13 protein-coding genes, 1 tRNA gene and 1 pseudogene are annotated in these 16,398 nt (G+C 46.7%); 5 read left to right on the forward strand and 10 right to left on the reverse strand.

The features are described 5' to 3' along the window. Positions 1–212 precede the first annotated feature (212 nt). Positions 213–288 (reverse strand) — tRNA-Asn (locus B5D35_RS19180). A 678-nt stretch (positions 289–966) separates the two neighbouring features. Between B5D35_RS19180 and B5D35_RS19185 the strand changes: the two genes are divergently transcribed. Then, a complete protein-coding gene (locus B5D35_RS19185) occupies positions 967–1,734 on the forward strand; it encodes a class II aldolase/adducin family protein (RefSeq protein ID WP_078754119.1) in 768 nt (255 codons plus the stop codon). A 67-nt stretch (positions 1,735–1,801) separates the two neighbouring features. Further along, on the forward strand, positions 1,802–2,977 hold the full coding sequence (locus tag B5D35_RS19190) for a mandelate racemase/muconate lactonizing enzyme family protein (protein ID WP_078754120.1): 1,176 nt from the start codon (positions 1,802–1,804) through the stop codon (positions 2,975–2,977). Between the two features lie 70 nt (positions 2,978–3,047). Here the strand turns inward: B5D35_RS19190 and B5D35_RS19195 are convergent, their stop codons facing one another. Both B5D35_RS19195 and B5D35_RS19200 read right to left on the reverse strand, forming a co-directional pair. Continuing rightward, on the reverse strand, positions 3,048–3,893 hold the full coding sequence (locus tag B5D35_RS19195; RefSeq protein WP_078754121.1) for an amidohydrolase family protein: 846 nt from the start codon (positions 3,891–3,893) through the stop codon (positions 3,048–3,050). A gap of 3 nt (positions 3,894–3,896) precedes the next feature. Then, positions 3,897–4,625, reverse strand: a complete 729-nt coding sequence (locus B5D35_RS19200; protein WP_078754122.1) for an SDR family NAD(P)-dependent oxidoreductase — start codon at positions 4,623–4,625, stop codon at positions 3,897–3,899. Between the two features lie 288 nt (positions 4,626–4,913). On the opposite strand from B5D35_RS19200, the gene uvrB reads away from it, so the two are divergent. The 3 genes from uvrB (at position 4,914) to B5D35_RS19215 (ending at position 9,059) form a co-directional block, all read left to right on the forward strand. Next, positions 4,914–6,938 (forward strand): excinuclease ABC subunit UvrB, encoded by a 2,025-nt coding sequence (gene uvrB / locus B5D35_RS19205; protein ID WP_078754123.1) that lies wholly within the window; start codon positions 4,914–4,916, stop codon positions 6,936–6,938. A gap of 303 nt (positions 6,939–7,241) precedes the next feature. Further along, positions 7,242–8,696: a quorum-sensing sigma-54 dependent transcriptional regulator LuxO gene (gene luxO / locus B5D35_RS19210; protein WP_078754124.1), complete on the forward strand. Its 1,455-nt coding sequence runs from the start codon at positions 7,242–7,244 to the stop codon at positions 8,694–8,696. Between the two features lie 3 nt (positions 8,697–8,699). Then, a complete protein-coding gene (locus tag B5D35_RS19215; RefSeq protein ID WP_078754125.1) occupies positions 8,700–9,059 on the forward strand; it encodes an Hpt domain-containing protein in 360 nt (119 codons plus the stop codon). Here the strand turns inward: B5D35_RS19215 and yvcK are convergent. From yvcK to B5D35_RS19250, 7 genes and pseudogenes are all read right to left on the reverse strand, one after another. After that, positions 9,021–9,908: a uridine diphosphate-N-acetylglucosamine-binding protein YvcK gene (gene yvcK / locus B5D35_RS19220; RefSeq protein ID WP_078754126.1), complete on the reverse strand. Its 888-nt coding sequence runs from the start codon at positions 9,906–9,908 to the stop codon at positions 9,021–9,023. The genes B5D35_RS19215 and yvcK overlap by 39 nt on opposite strands. A gap of 297 nt (positions 9,909–10,205) precedes the next feature. Then, complete coding sequence (locus B5D35_RS19225; protein WP_078754127.1) at positions 10,206–11,141, reverse strand: alpha/beta hydrolase; 936 nt, start codon at positions 11,139–11,141, stop codon at positions 10,206–10,208. A 9-nt stretch (positions 11,142–11,150) separates the two neighbouring features. Then, entirely contained in the window at positions 11,151–12,350 is a 1,200-nt protein-coding gene (locus tag B5D35_RS19230) for an MFS transporter (protein ID WP_078754128.1), read from the reverse strand. A 196-nt stretch (positions 12,351–12,546) separates the two neighbouring features. Then, on the reverse strand, positions 12,547–13,749 hold the full coding sequence (gene fabV, locus B5D35_RS19235) for an enoyl-ACP reductase FabV (protein WP_078754129.1): 1,203 nt from the start codon (positions 13,747–13,749) through the stop codon (positions 12,547–12,549). A gap of 9 nt (positions 13,750–13,758) precedes the next feature. Then, positions 13,759–14,181: a MaoC family dehydratase gene (locus B5D35_RS19240; protein ID WP_078754131.1), complete on the reverse strand. Its 423-nt coding sequence runs from the start codon at positions 14,179–14,181 to the stop codon at positions 13,759–13,761. A 96-nt stretch (positions 14,182–14,277) separates the two neighbouring features. Continuing rightward, a complete protein-coding gene (locus B5D35_RS19245) occupies positions 14,278–15,873 on the reverse strand; it encodes an acyl CoA:acetate/3-ketoacid CoA transferase (RefSeq protein ID WP_078754130.1) in 1,596 nt (531 codons plus the stop codon). 278 nt (positions 15,874–16,151) lie between these two features. Then, positions 16,152–16,398: pseudogene (locus tag B5D35_RS19250) on the reverse strand (IS5/IS1182 family transposase); the annotation flags it as partial.

A 16,398-nucleotide genomic window follows, 5' to 3' on the forward strand; every position in this document is an offset into this window, starting at 1 on the left:
CCCTGCAAGACTTGAACTTGCGACATACGGATTAACAGTCCGCCGTTCTACCGACTGAACTAAGGGGGAACAGATTTTGTTGATTCACCGCCGTAGCGATGTATCGAAAGTGGCTATTCCTGTAAGACTTAACGGGGCCGCCTAGGCTTGCGACATATCGCGTAGCGATAATCTCAAGCGGATGACTCGTCCATTGAACCAATCATCGAAAGTGGCTCCCCCTGCAAGACTTGAACTTGCGACATACGGATTAACAGTCCGCCGTTCTACCGACTGAACTAAGGGGGAATCTCTCAAAGCGGGGCGAATCTTAGCTATCGTCTTTCAGGCTGTCAACCATTGAAATAGCACAAAATGCGGATTTTAAATCATCCGTTTAAAGTGCGATCAGATTTGGTTTCTTTTTTGTGCTAATGACTAAATTTAAGCCACAAATGTCATTGAATCCGAATTCAGTCATATGCTTTTCCAATTGTTAACGCGGTTCCCTCGTATATGGCCTCTAAAAGCCGCATTTTCGTTGGCATGGTTAGATTGTTTAAAAATTAACCTTGCTGGTGGGGTGATGTCGAAACTTTCACGTTTCCCCTTACAATGCTCGCTGATTATTTGTGCTAAAACTTTGTGATGAAGGTCTCATTGAACGGAATGATGTGTATTCAGTCGATTAGATGGTCAAATTTTGAAATTTGGATTGACTTTCAGAAAGTCTTTTAGGCGTTGGTGTTAGCAATGTTACCCACAAAATCTGTGGATAAGTATGTTAATCATCAATTTTGGATCCTTATTTTGTCAGGATATCCACCGAATGTGACTGAGAAGTCGATGAGTTTTATCAGTGTTCTGTATTTTCTGGTTCACTCAGTGACGAATTTGTAAGAGTCTCCCGTTTTCTGTAGCGGTGATTGCGAACTGCCCATAAATAAGACAAGCTGGAAAAAATGCACACGCGTAAGGATACGAAAAATGATTGAATTGCCTAACACGTCATTGAAAGACAAGGTTTCACCTATGGAGTGGGAACGACGGGTCGATTTGGCTGCGTGTTACCGTTTAGTCGCGCATATGGGGTGGGATGATCTTATCTACACGCATATCTCTTTGCGGATACCCGACACTGAGACGTATTTAGTCAATGCGTTTGGCGTGGCGTTTGACGAAGTGACGGCATCGAATTTGGTGAAGGTCGACCTCGAAGGCAATATTCTCGACAACTCACCTTTTGACATTAACCCTGCGGGTTTCACGATTCACAGTGCTATTCATGAAGTTCGGTCAGATGCACATTGTGTTATCCATTTGCATACCAATGAAACCATTGCGGTGGCCAGTCAAAAAGGTGGGCTAAAACCTTTCAGTCAGTACTCTATGTTTGCTTTGTCGTCGCTTTCTTATCATGGCTATGAGGGGCTTGCGGTGAACGACGACGAAAGAAAACGTCTGCAAGATGATTTAGGAACGACAAACCACATGTTGTTGGTGAATCATGGAGGGCTAACATTAGGCCCAACGGTGGGCGATGCGTTCATGCGGTTTTACGATATGCAGCGAGCCTGTGAGGTTCAGCTTATGCTGCAATCAGCGGGTCAAGCAGTCACTCCCGTTCCTCAAACTATTCAAGACAATATTTATGCGCAGGCGAACATTGTACATTCCGGCAGTACGGGTGGACAGAAAGCGTGGCCGTCTTTATTGAGAAAGGCGTGGCGGTTAGACCCAAGTTTTATGGAATGACAAACGTATTGGCGTAAACGGGGCACATATTCGTGTCCGGGATTAGATAACGAAGTGGAGAACAAGGATGAAAGTCACGTCGGTTGAAGTTTTCGATATTCATTGCCCAGAGCGCCCAGCATGGAATCCGGTATTTGTGCGCGTTCATACCGATGAAGGGATAAATGGCGTTGGCGAAGCCGGGTTAGCCTATGACTTAGGTCATAGCGCTGCGGCCAATATGATCAAAGAAATGGCGGAAGCGTTTTTAATCGGGCATGACCCTTTCCAAACGGAAAAGCTTTGGTCTCGTATGCTGAGAGAAAGTTTTTGGGGGTTAGGCGGCGGGCCTGTGGTCTACGCAGCGATGAGTGCGATTGACACGGCACTTTGGGATATCAAAGGTAAAGCCCTTGGCTTACCGGTATATCAATTATTAGGTGGTAAAGTTAACGACAAGCTACGTACTTACGCGTCACAGCTCCAGTTTGATTGGGATAAAGAGTTTAAAGCCCTTTCTCAACCTGACGAGTATGCAGAGGCCGCACTCAAAGCGATCGCTGAAGGGTACGATGCAGTCAAAGTTGACCCAATCATGTATGACAAAGATGGGAATACCTATTACGAGCGAACCAAGATCATCTCTCGTGCTGAAATGAAGCTTTATCGTGCACGTATGAAGGCCATTCGAGAGGCGGTTGGCGATGAAGTGGACATTATTTTTGAATGCCACAGCTTACCCGGTGCAACAACGGCGATTCAGCTAGGAGACATTGCTGAAGAGTTTGACTGTATGTATTACGAAGAGCCGGTTAACTACCTGAACCACTCACTACATAAAAAAGTTGCTGATCGTGTCAATGTACCTATTGCGGGTGGAGAACGTCTTTATAACCGTTGGGGAGTGAGGCCGTATCTCGAAGACCAGAGTGTGGACGTGTTGCAACCGGATATCGGTTTGTGTGGTGGCTTTACTGAAACGAAGAAAGTGTGTGATTACGCAGATATCTTTGATGTTCGGATTCAAGCTCACGTCTGTGGTGGCCCAGTTGCGACTGCGGCCTCTCTGCATTTGGAAACGGCTATTCCGAACTTCCTTATCCACGAGCACCATACCTATGCGATTAAGTCGTGGAACCGTGAGTTGTGTATTCAAGATCCACAGCCAGTGAACGGTTTCTTTGAAGTGTCAGAAGCGCCGGGTATTGGTATTGAGTTGAATGATGAGGTGGTGATGCGCTCACCTCGTATTGTTATCAAATAGTCGACACCTGATTATCAAACAAAAGAGCCCGCAAATCGCGGGCTCTTTCTATTTATGCGTTTTTCGACGTTCAGAAACCATAGCACTGCATGGCATTTTGAATGCAAAGCTTATTTAAGGTTTTTTCGTTGTAAGGTAACGAGAGATAGTCTCGCCACAATTCCCCGTAAGAGGCCCGGAATAAAGTTAGCGGAAAGTTGCTTGCCAGCATGACACGATGTTCGCCAAAGCTTTTGAGGAGAATATCGACGCTTTTAACTATGTCGGTAAGCGGAAAGTCACGGTCACTCATTTCCCAGCCTGATGCTTTTACCCAAAAGTTGTCATGTTGTGCGAGACGCCGAATGTTCAACTGCCAATCATGGCTGTTCGCTGCTGGCGGGAACCCCGCGTGATTCAAGACAAATTGCAGTGAGGCATGGGTTGAGGCTGTACTGATAAAGGCGTCAACGGCTTTCTTGTCCTTTACATCGAACTGCGCTTCGAAAATCAGCGATTCGCTTGCGAGTACGGCTAAGTTTTTCTGAACGGACGCTTGGCTCAATAAATGCTCGGCGTCTTCATCGAGGATATGGCGGACACCAATGACACTTTGGTATTGCGTCAGCTTTCCCAATAGAGCAGTAAAAACAGCACAATCTAATGTAAGGTCTACGCAAGCGATGCTTTTAAACGGCATGGCACAGCTTGATTCTAGCCATTCAATTTCACGCCAAGGCTGCTCGTTATCAAACCCCGCTTCGACATGGACAAATCCCGAGAGCTTAAATGGCGCATCGAGTTGCAGATCATGCTCGTGAAAATCGCGACAGATGACAGATTTGTCTGGCCAGAAAGGAGCATTCTCTGGTTTTAGCCAGCCGTAATTTCCGTCACTGAGTGAGAACAAATGAAGATGCGGGTCGATGATCTGCATAAATTATTGCGCCGTGTATCCGCCATCAACGGCGTGAAGGCCGCCAGTCATAAAGCTTGCCTTATCACTAGCAAGGAAAACGACCAGATTCGCCACTTCTTCTGGTTGAGCTATACGTCCAAGCGGTTGCAATGCGCCTTCTTCCTTGTGGATCTCTGCTTTATCTGCACCAGAACGATCACAGTACGCATCAATCGCTTTATGATAAAGCGGTGTCTCGGTGGTTCCCGCGCATACGGCATTGGCGCGAATATTGAATTTGGCATAATCCAGCGCTGTGGTTTTTGCCATGGATGCGATTGCGTGCTTACTCATGTTATAGGCGAACGAGTTTTGTTTACCAATTGTGCACTGATCGGAGCCGAGCAGCACGATACTGCCATGGTGGGCTTCCTTCATTGTTGGCAAGCACGCGCGAATCGCATAGTACGCCCCTTTCACATTGATGCTGAGGACGCGATCTAGATCAGCTTCGGATGTGTTTTCAATGGTAGAACTAAAGTGAATACCCGCGTTACAAACTAACGCGTCGATTTTCCCTTCATTAGAAACCACCGTATCAACCGCTGCTTGAACAGCGCTTGAATCCGTCACATCACAGTTCAGCCACTGTCCTTTCGGGCCTTGTTGAATATCCAAGCTGTATACCATGTAGCCTTCAGCGATAAACCCTTCAACCACGGCTAAACCGATGCCTGCTGAACCACCTGTTACGAGAGCGACCTTTTTCATCTGAATTCTCAATCTTACTTGGTCAGTGGTGAAAACGCGGCTGACCATTTGGTTTGCTATTGGGTCTGATGATGGTGGGGGGAGATCGATAAGTCAATCATGTAAAACAGAAGATGTCCGCAACGGACAGCCTCTACCTTCAATGTGTTAAGCGAGGTTATGCGTAGGAAACAAATTGATTTGTACTGACAGAACACAAGAATCCGTTTTCTGTCAGTACAATGTCAGTTGACTTAGCTTCATCTGCGAGCAAAATGGCTGGTTCAGTATTCTAGTCATGGACGCATCATGAGTAAGACTTTCAAATTACAGTCACCGTTTAAGCCTTCCGGGGATCAGCCTGCCGCAATTAGCCAGTTGATTGAGGGGTTGGACTCGGGCATTGCACACCAAACACTGTTGGGTGTGACAGGGTCGGGTAAAACTTACACGATGGCGAATGTCATCGCTGAGATGGGGCGGCCTACGATGATCCTTGCGCCCAATAAAACGCTGGCAGCGCAGCTTTACGGGGAGATGCGAGAGTTCTTTCCTGAAAATGCTGTTGAGTACTTTGTCTCTTACTATGACTATTATCAGCCAGAAGCCTACGTTCCTGCGTCTGACACTTTTATTGAGAAGGATGCATCGATCAATGAGCATGTTGAGCAGATGCGTTTGTCCGCGACCAAGGCCCTCATGGAAAGACGCGACGTGGTTATTGTCGCCTCAGTCTCCGCGATTTATGGTCTGGGTGATCCGGATTCTTATCTCAAAATGATGCTGCATCTGCGTCGTGGCGATGTTATGGACCAACGTAGCATTCTTCGCCGTCTTGCTGAATTGCAATACACCCGAAATGATCAGGCTTTTACGCGAGGCACTTTTCGCGTTAGGGGAGAGGTCATCGACGTTTTCCCTGCTGAATCAGACAGGGATGCGATTCGTATTGAGCTGTTTGACGACGAAGTTGAAGGCATCAGTGTGTTTGATCCGTTAACGGGGGCAATCTCTGAACGAAACCTCCCTCGTTGTACGATTTATCCGAAAACGCATTACGTGACGCCACGTGAGAAAATTATTGATGCTATTGAGCACATTAAAGAAGAGCTGGTAGATCGTAAAAAGGTGCTGCTTGACAATAATAAATTGATAGAAGAGCAGCGTATTTCTCAAAGAACTCAGTTTGATCTTGAAATGATGCAAGAGCTTGGATATTGCTCAGGTATTGAAAACTATTCGCGGTATTTAAGTGGTCGAACAGAAGGAGAGCCGCCGCCAACTTTGTTTGACTATCTGCCTGCAGATGGCCTACTGATCATTGACGAGTCCCATGTGACGGTGCCGCAAATCGGTGCCATGTATAAAGGTGACCGTTCGAGAAAAGAAACCCTCGTCGAATACGGGTTTCGTTTGCCTTCCGCACTTGATAATCGTCCACTTAAATTTGATGAGTTTGAATCGCTTGCACCTCAGACTATTTATGTATCAGCCACGCCGGGCAATTATGAATTGGACAAGTCTGATGGTGAAGTTGCTGATCAAGTCGTGAGACCTACGGGCCTTCTTGACCCTCAAATTGAAGTGCGTCCTGTTACTACTCAGGTTGATGATTTACTTTCGGAAATTCGTTTGAGAAGTGCGATTAACGAGCGTGTCCTGGTAACAACACTGACCAAACGTATGGCCGAAGACCTGACCGAATATCTCCAAGAACACGACGTGAGAGTGCGTTATCTGCATTCCGATATCGATACTGTCGAGCGTGTCGAAATCATCCGTGATTTGCGATTGGGGGAGTTTGATGTATTAGTGGGAATCAACTTGCTTCGAGAAGGACTGGACATGCCAGAGGTCTCTCTTGTCGCTATTTTAGATGCTGACAAAGAAGGTTTTCTTCGCTCAGAACGATCGTTGATTCAGACGATAGGGCGTGCCGCGCGTAATTTAAATGGTAAAGCGATTCTGTATGGCGACCGGGTCACTGGTTCGATGCATCGTGCCATTGATGAGACGGAGCGACGCAGAGCGAAACAGGAGGCCTACAATGAAGAGAAAGGCATCGTCCCTCAGAAGCTGAACAAAAAGATAGCTGACGTAATGGAGATGGGCGGCAAGCGTAAATCTCACAAGCCTAAGGTTGCACCATCACTCAGAGCTGTTGCTGAAGAGGACGCGGCGTACGCCACAAAATCTCCGCAGCAAATAGAGGCGCGAATACAAAAACTTGAAGCGCAAATGTATGAGGCTGCACAGAATTTGGAATTTGAGACGGCGGCAGGTTTGCGTGATGAAATCTCCGCTTTACGTACATTGTTCATTCGTAATAGCTAAAAAAAAAGCCAACCGGAAATTAAGTCGGTTGGCTGTCTTGTTTCAGTGAACGAAGTGCTCACAAACAACGTCAGTTGGCTAGGTGACCCCGAAGGGTCATATTAATATAAGCACATACTGTGCCAACTTTCATATGTCTAAAACAGGCGAACTCTTTGTGTAATATCATTAGGTTTTGCAATTTCTTTTGCATTTTGCAATGCAAAACGCGTCTAAAATGACCAGGAGTACCAAATTCAGGGTTATACTAGAGACAATTTCAAAACAAAAAGAAAAAATTTCGGGATCAAAGCAGGGGGAATAATGCTGGATTCTGGCGCTAAGAAACGGATACTGATGGTTGAAGATACGGCATCAGTCGCTGTGCTATATAAATCTTATCTCAATCCACTTGATGTGGATGTTGAAATTGCCAGTAATGGGCGCCAAGCTTTAGAGCGGTTTAGTACTGACAGTGCCTTTTCATTGATACTGCTCGACTTGCGTCTACCTGATGTTTCGGGGTTCGACGTGTTGGCAGAAATTCGCAAGCAAAAACCTGATATCCCAGTCGTTATTATGACTGCGCATGGTTCAATCGATGCGGCTGTAGAGGCGTTACGCTACGGAGCCAGTGATTTTTTGATTAAGCCATGCGAAGCTGATCTGCTGCGTGTGACCGTCAATAATGCGTTAAAGCCTAAAAGTGCGGTAAACAAAAAATCACCGGAAGGTGCTTACTATGGCTTCATAGGCCGAAGCGTACCTATGCAGGCGGTTTATCGTGTGATTGACTCTGCAGCACCGAGTAAGGCGACGGTCTTCATCACGGGTGAAAGTGGAACCGGTAAAGAAGTCTGTGCTGAGGCTGTGCACGCTGCCAGTTCTCGGGCAAAGAACGCATTTGTCGCGATTAACTGTGCGGCCATTCCCAAAGATCTTATCGAAAGTGAGCTATTTGGCCATGTGAAAGGCGCATTTACTGGCGCAGCGTCTGAACGCGAAGGTGCAGCTGAAATGGCTGATGGCGGCACTTTGTTCCTCGATGAAATTTGCGAAATGGACTTGGATCTCCAGTCAAAACTCCTTCGATTTATTCAAACAGGTACCTTCCAAAAAGTGGGCTCATCTAAGGTGAAACAGGTTGATGTACGCTTTATTTGTGCGACCAATCGGGATCCTTGGGAAGAGGTGATAAAAGGTAACTTCCGTGAAGATCTCTACTACCGACTTCACGTTATTCCACTCACACTACCTCCGCTTCGTGATCGTGGTGAGGATGTGCTAGAAATTGCACAATCGTTACTTCTGCATGTCGCGATGGAAGAAGGAAAAGACTTCAGGTCATTCAGTGACGAGGTGGTTCAGCGTTTAATTCAATACGACTGGCCCGGGAATGTTAGGCAATTACAGAACGTAATTAGAAACATTGTTGTGCTTCACAATGGGCGAGTTGTAACGGAATTAATGCTTCCTCCACCATTGTTTAACGTTTCTGGTGTCAAAATTGCATCAGTAGAGTCCAAGAATAAAAATCAAAACACAATTGCCTACATTCGCGAGGATAATTTCGACGGCGATTCTACGTTAGACCGGCAGGGCTTAATCACTAAAGCGGATATCGAACCTCTATGGTTAGTTGAGAAACGCGCAATACAAATAGCGATTGATGCATGCGATGGGAACATTCCCCAAGCAGCGGGCCTGTTAGAAGTTAGTCCGTCAACGATTTATCGAAAACTGCAAAGTTGGCAAGAGTCACAAGAAAAAAGGAACTAGAATATGGCGTCGACGGTGAACCACGAAACATTGCGGCGGCTAGCAGTGGAGGTAGGTGAAGAAACCGTGTCTTCACTCCTGATCGTTTTTAGTGATGAGTTGAGTCGTTACTCTGACCAACTTACAGACGCGCCAAGCCCGCTGAAAGTGCGTGAAATCAGCCACGCAATTAAAAGTAGTGCAGCGAGTTTTGGTGCAGATGAGCTTGCCGAGTTAGCCAGAGAGTGTGAGTCGCGTGTGAAGCTTGGACAAGACTCATGGGTACATGACCAGTTGCCGCGCCTGACAACTATGTTGCAAGGCACAGCATCTGAATATAAGGCGTTAGCAGGTCAACAAGACCTGTTCAATAGCCAGAGATAGCCTTTCTCTGTCATGCCTCCAACGGTGGTTTGCAGACGCCAGTTCTGCAACCACTTGTTGGTAATTGGCTTCGAGATCTGCGTCTTCATCCGGACCGAGTACCACATCTACTTTTCTTCCCCCGATCGAACGCTCACACCATGTCAGCATCGTCGATAATGACATTTGTCCTGCTGGACCGGCTTCTTTATCTAAATTTCGGATAAACATAATCTTGGCGGGCGTGACTTTCAGTGTGCGGCTAATTTCTGGTAGAAGCAGGGGCGGCATAACACTGGTGAGAAAGCTGCCGGGGCCGAGAACAATCAGGTCGGCATTTTGAATCGCAAGCACTGCTTCTTTGGTGGCAGGAACTACGGGCTCTAACAGCAATCTTGCTGGTGGTTCCGATAATTCGTCCACGTCAGTTTCACCTGCAATGATATCCCCCGAACGGGTTTGTGCTGCAAGATCGGCTGGGTGCTCAGACATGGGTACTATATGCGTAGGTACTTTGAGCATATCGCGAATGAGGTTGATGGCTTCCAATGGACGAATTGACAGGTTATCGAGTGCTGTGAGCATCAAATTGCCAAGGTTGTGACCATTCAACTCACCGTTTCCGCGAAATCGGTATTCAAAGATCATCGAACCGATAGACGGCTCGGTAATAAGCTGGTTGATACAATTTCTCGTATCCCCCCAAGCGATACTGCCCTGACAGGCGCGTATGCGGCCTGTAGAGCCACCATTATCCGTCGTGGTTACGACGCCTGTGACGTTTTCACCAAAGTCCATCAGCGCGGACAAAACGCGCCCTAAACCGTGACCGCCACCAATTGCGACGATGCGTTGCTGTGTGTGTTTCATTTTGTGCCATTACTGGGTTCGTCTATACAAATAATAAGATAAGAATCATACCTAGCGCACAAACTTCATGTGAAATGTAGAAAAAACTGGCTATTGGGTCACGCTGTGGTGAAAAAAAGAACAGCATTAGCATTGTGGTCGTGGAAAGTAACCACTTACTTCATAGAAAGAGGACCAATAACGATGTCATTGGCCCCCAAGTCAGCACGGTCCGTATTCAATCATTTTCGTGTGAGTGGGTAGTCACTGGCGGGCAAATTGTTACTTGTCCGCCGGGGAATACGGTGTTGAAGAGGGTTATTTGTTCAAGAAGTCGCTGATTTTTCGATAAACCCGTTCACATTCTTCTTTCACCAAATCTTCCATGTTAAGGAAAGTGTGGATCATGTCAGGGAAGTGATAGTGCTCGACGTTGGCGCCGGCTAATTTGGCGTATTGGCAATAAGCGACACCTTCATCACGCAATGGGCAGAACTCTGCTGTGAATAAGAGCGTCTCAGGAAGTTGCGCGGTCATTGGCTGATAAAGGGGCGAGACCGCCTTTCTGTCTTCGTCATGTTGCAGGTAATTATCGAAGTACCAAGCAATTTTGCCTTTCTGCAGCAGATAGCCTGTCGCATTTTCCTCCATAGAAGCACTGTCCATGGTGTAATCCAAACTTGGGTAAACCATTATCTGTTTAGATATGCTCACGTCAGCATCGAATTGCGCTCTGGCACTGACTGTCGCGACCAACGCACCGCCACCCGAGTCCCCAGCAATGGAAAGCGTGGGGATGTATTTTACCTTTCGACCTTCCAATGTTGGCCACAAATGTTTAACGACTGAATACGCATCGTTCACACCCGCAGGATAGGCACATTCAGGCGCGAGTCGATAATCAACGGAAACAACCACGTGTTGCGTTGCCAGAGCGAGCTTTCTGCAAATCGGGTCATACACAGTGACGCTGCCTGCCATATGACCGCCACCATGGTAATACACCAAGACAGGCAGTGCAGTCTCTGGTGCTGGATGGTAAATCCGCACGGGAACGGCATACTCGCCCCCGACAACCAAATCGTCTTGTACCCAAGCAACCGCCGGAATGTCTGTAAGGAGGCCTTTGGTTAAGTTAGCGAGCCCTTCACGTGCATTGGTTGCCGTAGGTTTAAAACCACCCTCAATGAGTTGATTGACCGCCACATTGAAATTGGCTAACCAGGTGTGTAATTTTGGACTTACTTGGCGCATACCCACTCCTTAGGCTTGTTTTGCTGTTGCATTAAAGACGTCTGGCTTCTTTCCTGTTTCCGGTAAGAAGAAACTCGCGAGGAAGAATGTAGAAGAGCACATCACAGCGAAACTTGCTGCGTACGCAATGTTTCCGCTCATGTCTGCCAGGATGCCTGCAAAATACATCAATGCAGTTTCGATCATGTAAGAAACAGACCAGAACATACCAAAAATCACTGTGATGCGGCCAGGTGTCATGTTAGGGAGTTCTTGTGGTAACGTCACCAAACATGTCATTGGCATGAACATAAAGAACCCTGCCATAAACGCGGCGATATAGGCCACCGTTGCGTTGCTCGTTGTAATCATTAACGCAGCGAAGAGCGTCATTGCCAAGCCACAATAGCGAATGACAGGAACGCGCAGAGGATAGCGTTTAGCAATCATGATGCCGGCAATTGTACCCACCATACCCGCACCAATCATGATGGATGATAGGTATTTCGCTTCAGCCGCAAAGGTGGGGACGAGAGGAAACAACGAGAAGACAGAGATATAGCAGAATAACAGGCCGGAGTAGGCGATTGGTAACCACCAGTTCACTGACTCTTTCATGCCGTCTTTCAACGTATAGACGGCTTGTTGTTTGTTGCCTGCAGAGCTGGAAAGTGAAAAGTCATCGCTGATAAACCACCAGACAATCAAAATGGCCAAGCTGCAGACAGAGATGGCGAGAATAACGTTTTGCCATTGACCGAGACTCGATAGCAGTGAGCCTGTGAACAGTATTGCCAGCAAGTTACCCATGTTGAATGCGGCGGCGTTAATACCATTGATCAATGGTCGATCTTCAGCGCTAAAGTAATTAATGACAATAGGGTTGAAGTACACGATGGCGAATGCCCCACCAAAACCCATGATCAGGCGAGAGAACACATAAAGCGGATAGTTTGACGCAAACGCCCCGACAGCACCGGCGACGATCAGAACAGACGCCACTGCAAACGCTTTTTTAGGTCCCATTTTTACCAGCAACCAAGCAGCTGACAGGTTACCGATAATCTTTGCGATTGTAATGGCGTTGGTCATCCAAGTAGCAGCGGCCATACCTTCGATGTTGTAGTAAGCCATGATGTCTTTGGTCATCATTGAGCCTGCTACCCACGACATTGCGAACAATGCATAAGTGAGGAATATGACGACTTCAATAAGATGTTTCTTATTCATGCTATATACCTTGTAGGGTGGTAATTAATTGATCTTCTGACGCTAATAATACCCCAATAAAAACAAGTGATTATCCTGATTTCGCAATAATGAATTCCGTGATGGCGTTAACGAATTTCGAGAAACATCTTTTAAAACATAGAGATAAAAAAAGCCTCGCTTTAGGCGAGGCTTTTTGTCTAATTCAGTATGCAGATTACGGCTGCAATAACAGCATCTTATCCATATTGACACGGGCATTATAATTGACATTGTTATATCCAAACCCGTTGAGTTGCAGGAAGTCGAGTTTGTACCCTTCGTAATCACCAATTTGGTGGAAATTCTCTGCGGTCATTTTTGCCATAAGCGCTTTTACGGCTTGTTGTGTTTCGGGATCTAACTCCCAGTCGTCGACACGGATCAATCGCGCGTCATCAACAGGAACATGCGCCGTGTTTCCATAGAGACGGTCTGCAAATAATCGCTGCATCTGTTCGATGCAACCCTCATGTGTACCGTTCTCTTTCATCACTTTAAACAATGAAAGGATGTAGGGAGAAAATGCGGGAATAAAGACACTGGCTTTGGTTACCAATGCTTTGCAGACCGAGACATAGGCTTCACCATCTAGCGCTTTAAGTCGATCGTTGAGAAGATCCGCTGTCCCATGTAAATGCGCTTTCGCTCGGCCTAAGGTTCCGTGGTGATAAATAGGGTAGGTGACTTCGGGGCCGACATACGAATAGGCAACCGTTTTACAGCCTTTCGCCATCACACCCGCATTGCTGAGCATGGTTATCCAACTTTCCCAGTCTTCACCGCCCATAACTTTTACCGTTGCTTCCAGCTCATCTTCTGAAGCGGTTTCAACGTCCATTGATTCCAACGTATCGAGCTCAATATTGATGGTTGGGCCAGAAACAGGTTCACCGACAGTTTTAATGGAAGAACGCCATAGTTCGCCAGTTTCTGGATTGGGTCTCACGCCCGTTGCTAGGCTATAGACGACCAGATCCACACTGCCACCAAATTCATTTTGGATATACGCCACCACATGGTCTCGCATGTCCTGAGAGAAAGCATCGCCAACAAAGTTCTTCGCGATCAGCCCCTGTTTTTCTGCCTCCTCGCGGAAGAACACATTGTTGTACCAACCCGCGGTGCCAACGCCTTTGTCACTTGGACCTCGTTCGAACGACACGCCGATAGTATCAGCTTGTGATCCACCAAATGCCACGCTGATTCGTGATGCTAATCCAAAGCCAGAAGAGGCGCCTAAAACCAGAACCTTTTTGGGTCCATCGGCAACCTGCGGCGCATTTTTTACGTACTCAATTTGGTTTAGAACCGATTGCTGGCAACCGAGAGGGTGTGCAGAACGCGCAACAACACCTTGAATGATGGGTTTGATGATCATGTTAAATCCTTAAAACGAATGCTTTGGTGGCATGACGGTTGCCTGCCCTTGAATGACGGTTTTGTTGTTTTGATTAGTGCTTCGCGTTGCGAGTATAACGATATTTTTCTCTTTCACTATTTCAACAACTTCAACTTCTGCGCGTATCGTATCGTCGATATATACTGGGGCAGTAAATTTGAGTTCTTGACCAAGATAAATAGTACCTGGACCAGGTAACTGCATGCCGAGTACAGCTGACGTCAGGCCCGAAACCAGAATGCCATGAGCAACCCGATCGCCAAAAACGCTTTTTCCCCCAGCGAGCTTACTCACATGGACAGGATTAATATCACCGCTTATTCCGCAAAACATTTGAATATCAGACTCGCTGATGGTCTTTTCAAAATGTGCCTTTTGTCCAATAACGAGCTGATCGATTGAATAACTCATGATGATTGATCTCAAAAAATTTAACTTTGCAATGAACAGCACGAACTATGCATGGCAAAGCTATCTCCTCTTTGGCAAAAGAGGAGATACGACAAGCTAGGCTGCTTCGTCTTGAACCTTAATGTCTATGGCTTTTTCACCTAACACCAATCCCATAGGTCGGTCTGTGAAAATGCGTGAATCCATCAGCTTAAGTTGTTCACTGATCAGTGGTTTGAATGCCATTTTATCGAGTACGTCGCGTTGTAAATTTACGCCTGGTGCGATTTCTATCAGCTCCAGTGTCTCTTCCCCCAGCTTGAAAACAGCCCGCTCGGTGATGTATAGCACTGGCTTGTGGTTGCGACGTGCCACATCCGCGGAGAAGGTGATTTGCTGGACATCGTTAATCAGTTTGCTGATGTGTCCGTCTTGGATGATGGTTAATTTTCCATCACCTGTCTCGATTTCCAGCTTGCCTGCGGTAAAGGTGCCACAGAAAAAGACCTGCTTGGCATTTTGAGTGATGTTGATGAACCCTCCGCAACCTGCGATTTTAGTGCCGAATTTTGAAACGTTTAGGTTGCCAAAACGGTCGCATTCCGCCAGTCCTAAGAATGCTTGGTCGATGCCTCCGCCGTCATAGAAATCGAACATCTGATCTTGTGTAATGACTGCTTCAGGGAAGGCGGATGCACCAAAACTCAAGCCGCCTGCTGGTGTTCCGCCTATGGCGCCAGGTTCAACGGTGGCGATCATTTGGTTGGTGACTCCTTCTTCGTCAGTGATTTGAGCAATGACTTCAGGGACGCCGATGCCGTAGTTCAAAATGGCATTTGGTTTTAGCTCCATCGCAGCACGGCGGGCAATGATTTTTTTTGCATCAAGCGGACGAGGAGTCACGGACTTTGTATTTTGCTCTCCGCGTCCGCAATAAGATTCATTCATGGGCTCAGCAAAAGTTTGCATGTGCATAGATGCTTCTGAAGCCATGACGATAGCGTCAACAAAAATGCCGGGAATACGCACTTGCTGCGGGTCGAGTTCGCCATTTTTTACGATACGTTTAACCTGAACAATGACGGTGCCGCCCATGTTTCTGACCAACTGAGCCGCAGCGAGGTTTTCTAAGAAGAGGCATTCGTCTTCCATGGTCACATTGCCATTTTCGTCTGCCGTGGTTCCTCTGAGCAACGCGACATTGGGATTGATGCGTTTGTAGAAAAGGAATTCCTCGCCATCGATTTCAAACAAAGAGACGCGATCTTCTTCTGTCGACGTGTTTATTTTCCCCCCGCCTAAACGTGGGTCAACAAAGGTGCCTAATCCGACATGAGAAAGTGTGCCGGGTTTACCCGCCGCAGAATCTCGAAGCAGTTGTGCAATGACGCCTTGAGGTAGGTTATAGCCTTGAATTTTGTTTTCATTTGCCAGCTGTTGCAGGCGAGGAATCAGGCCCCAATGCCCGCCAATGGCTTTAGATACCATGCCTGAGTATGAAAGATGGTTCGTGGCACGATCAACGCCGTCACCTTGTCCTGCCGTAAAATAAAGCTCCAATTGGCGAGGATGTCCTGTTGATAAAAAACGCTCTCCCACTGCCTTTTCGATATCTTCAGGTACAACGGCACCGATAAAACCGCCAAGTATGACTCTGTCGCCATCGTTAATAAGAGTTGCAGCTTGTTGGGCGGTTAACACGTCTTTTTTCATTTATACATTCCTTTTGGAAATTATTAATGCCAACAGAGGCAGGTCTCCGGTTGATGAGGAAAGTGTATTGAGAACCGATTCATGAAAAAATAGACAAATAAAGGAAAGAAAATTGCAATTACGGGATAATGAAAAAGCGACAAAGGGACGATAAAAGAGCAAGTATGCATACTTGCTCTTTATATTAAATACAACTTTCCTATTCGTTATCAGCAATTTCGCGTGGCTTTGTTGCTTAATTCGGTTGGAAGACATGGCAGCCTAAAGTTGTTCGGTTCTTAAGCAATATACTGAGTTTCAGGCATACCCAGTCCTGTAAGCTTGTTCAGCGCTTTGATCATAGCGTAAGTCTCGCCAACCTGAGCATTGTAATTTCTTAGGCTTAATTTCCCACCTAGCAGCTGTTTTACTCGGTACATTGCTGTCTCTGATAGTGAGCGCTTGTGATAGCCATACCGCTTTTTCCACTTCTTGTTGGAGCCGTAGAGCTTTTGACAACCTACTGCTAAATTGCGAGGGTGTCCT

The organism is Enterovibrio nigricans DSM 22720, assembly GCF_900167155.1.
GTDB lineage: Bacteria > Pseudomonadota > Gammaproteobacteria > Enterobacterales > Vibrionaceae > Enterovibrio > Enterovibrio nigricans.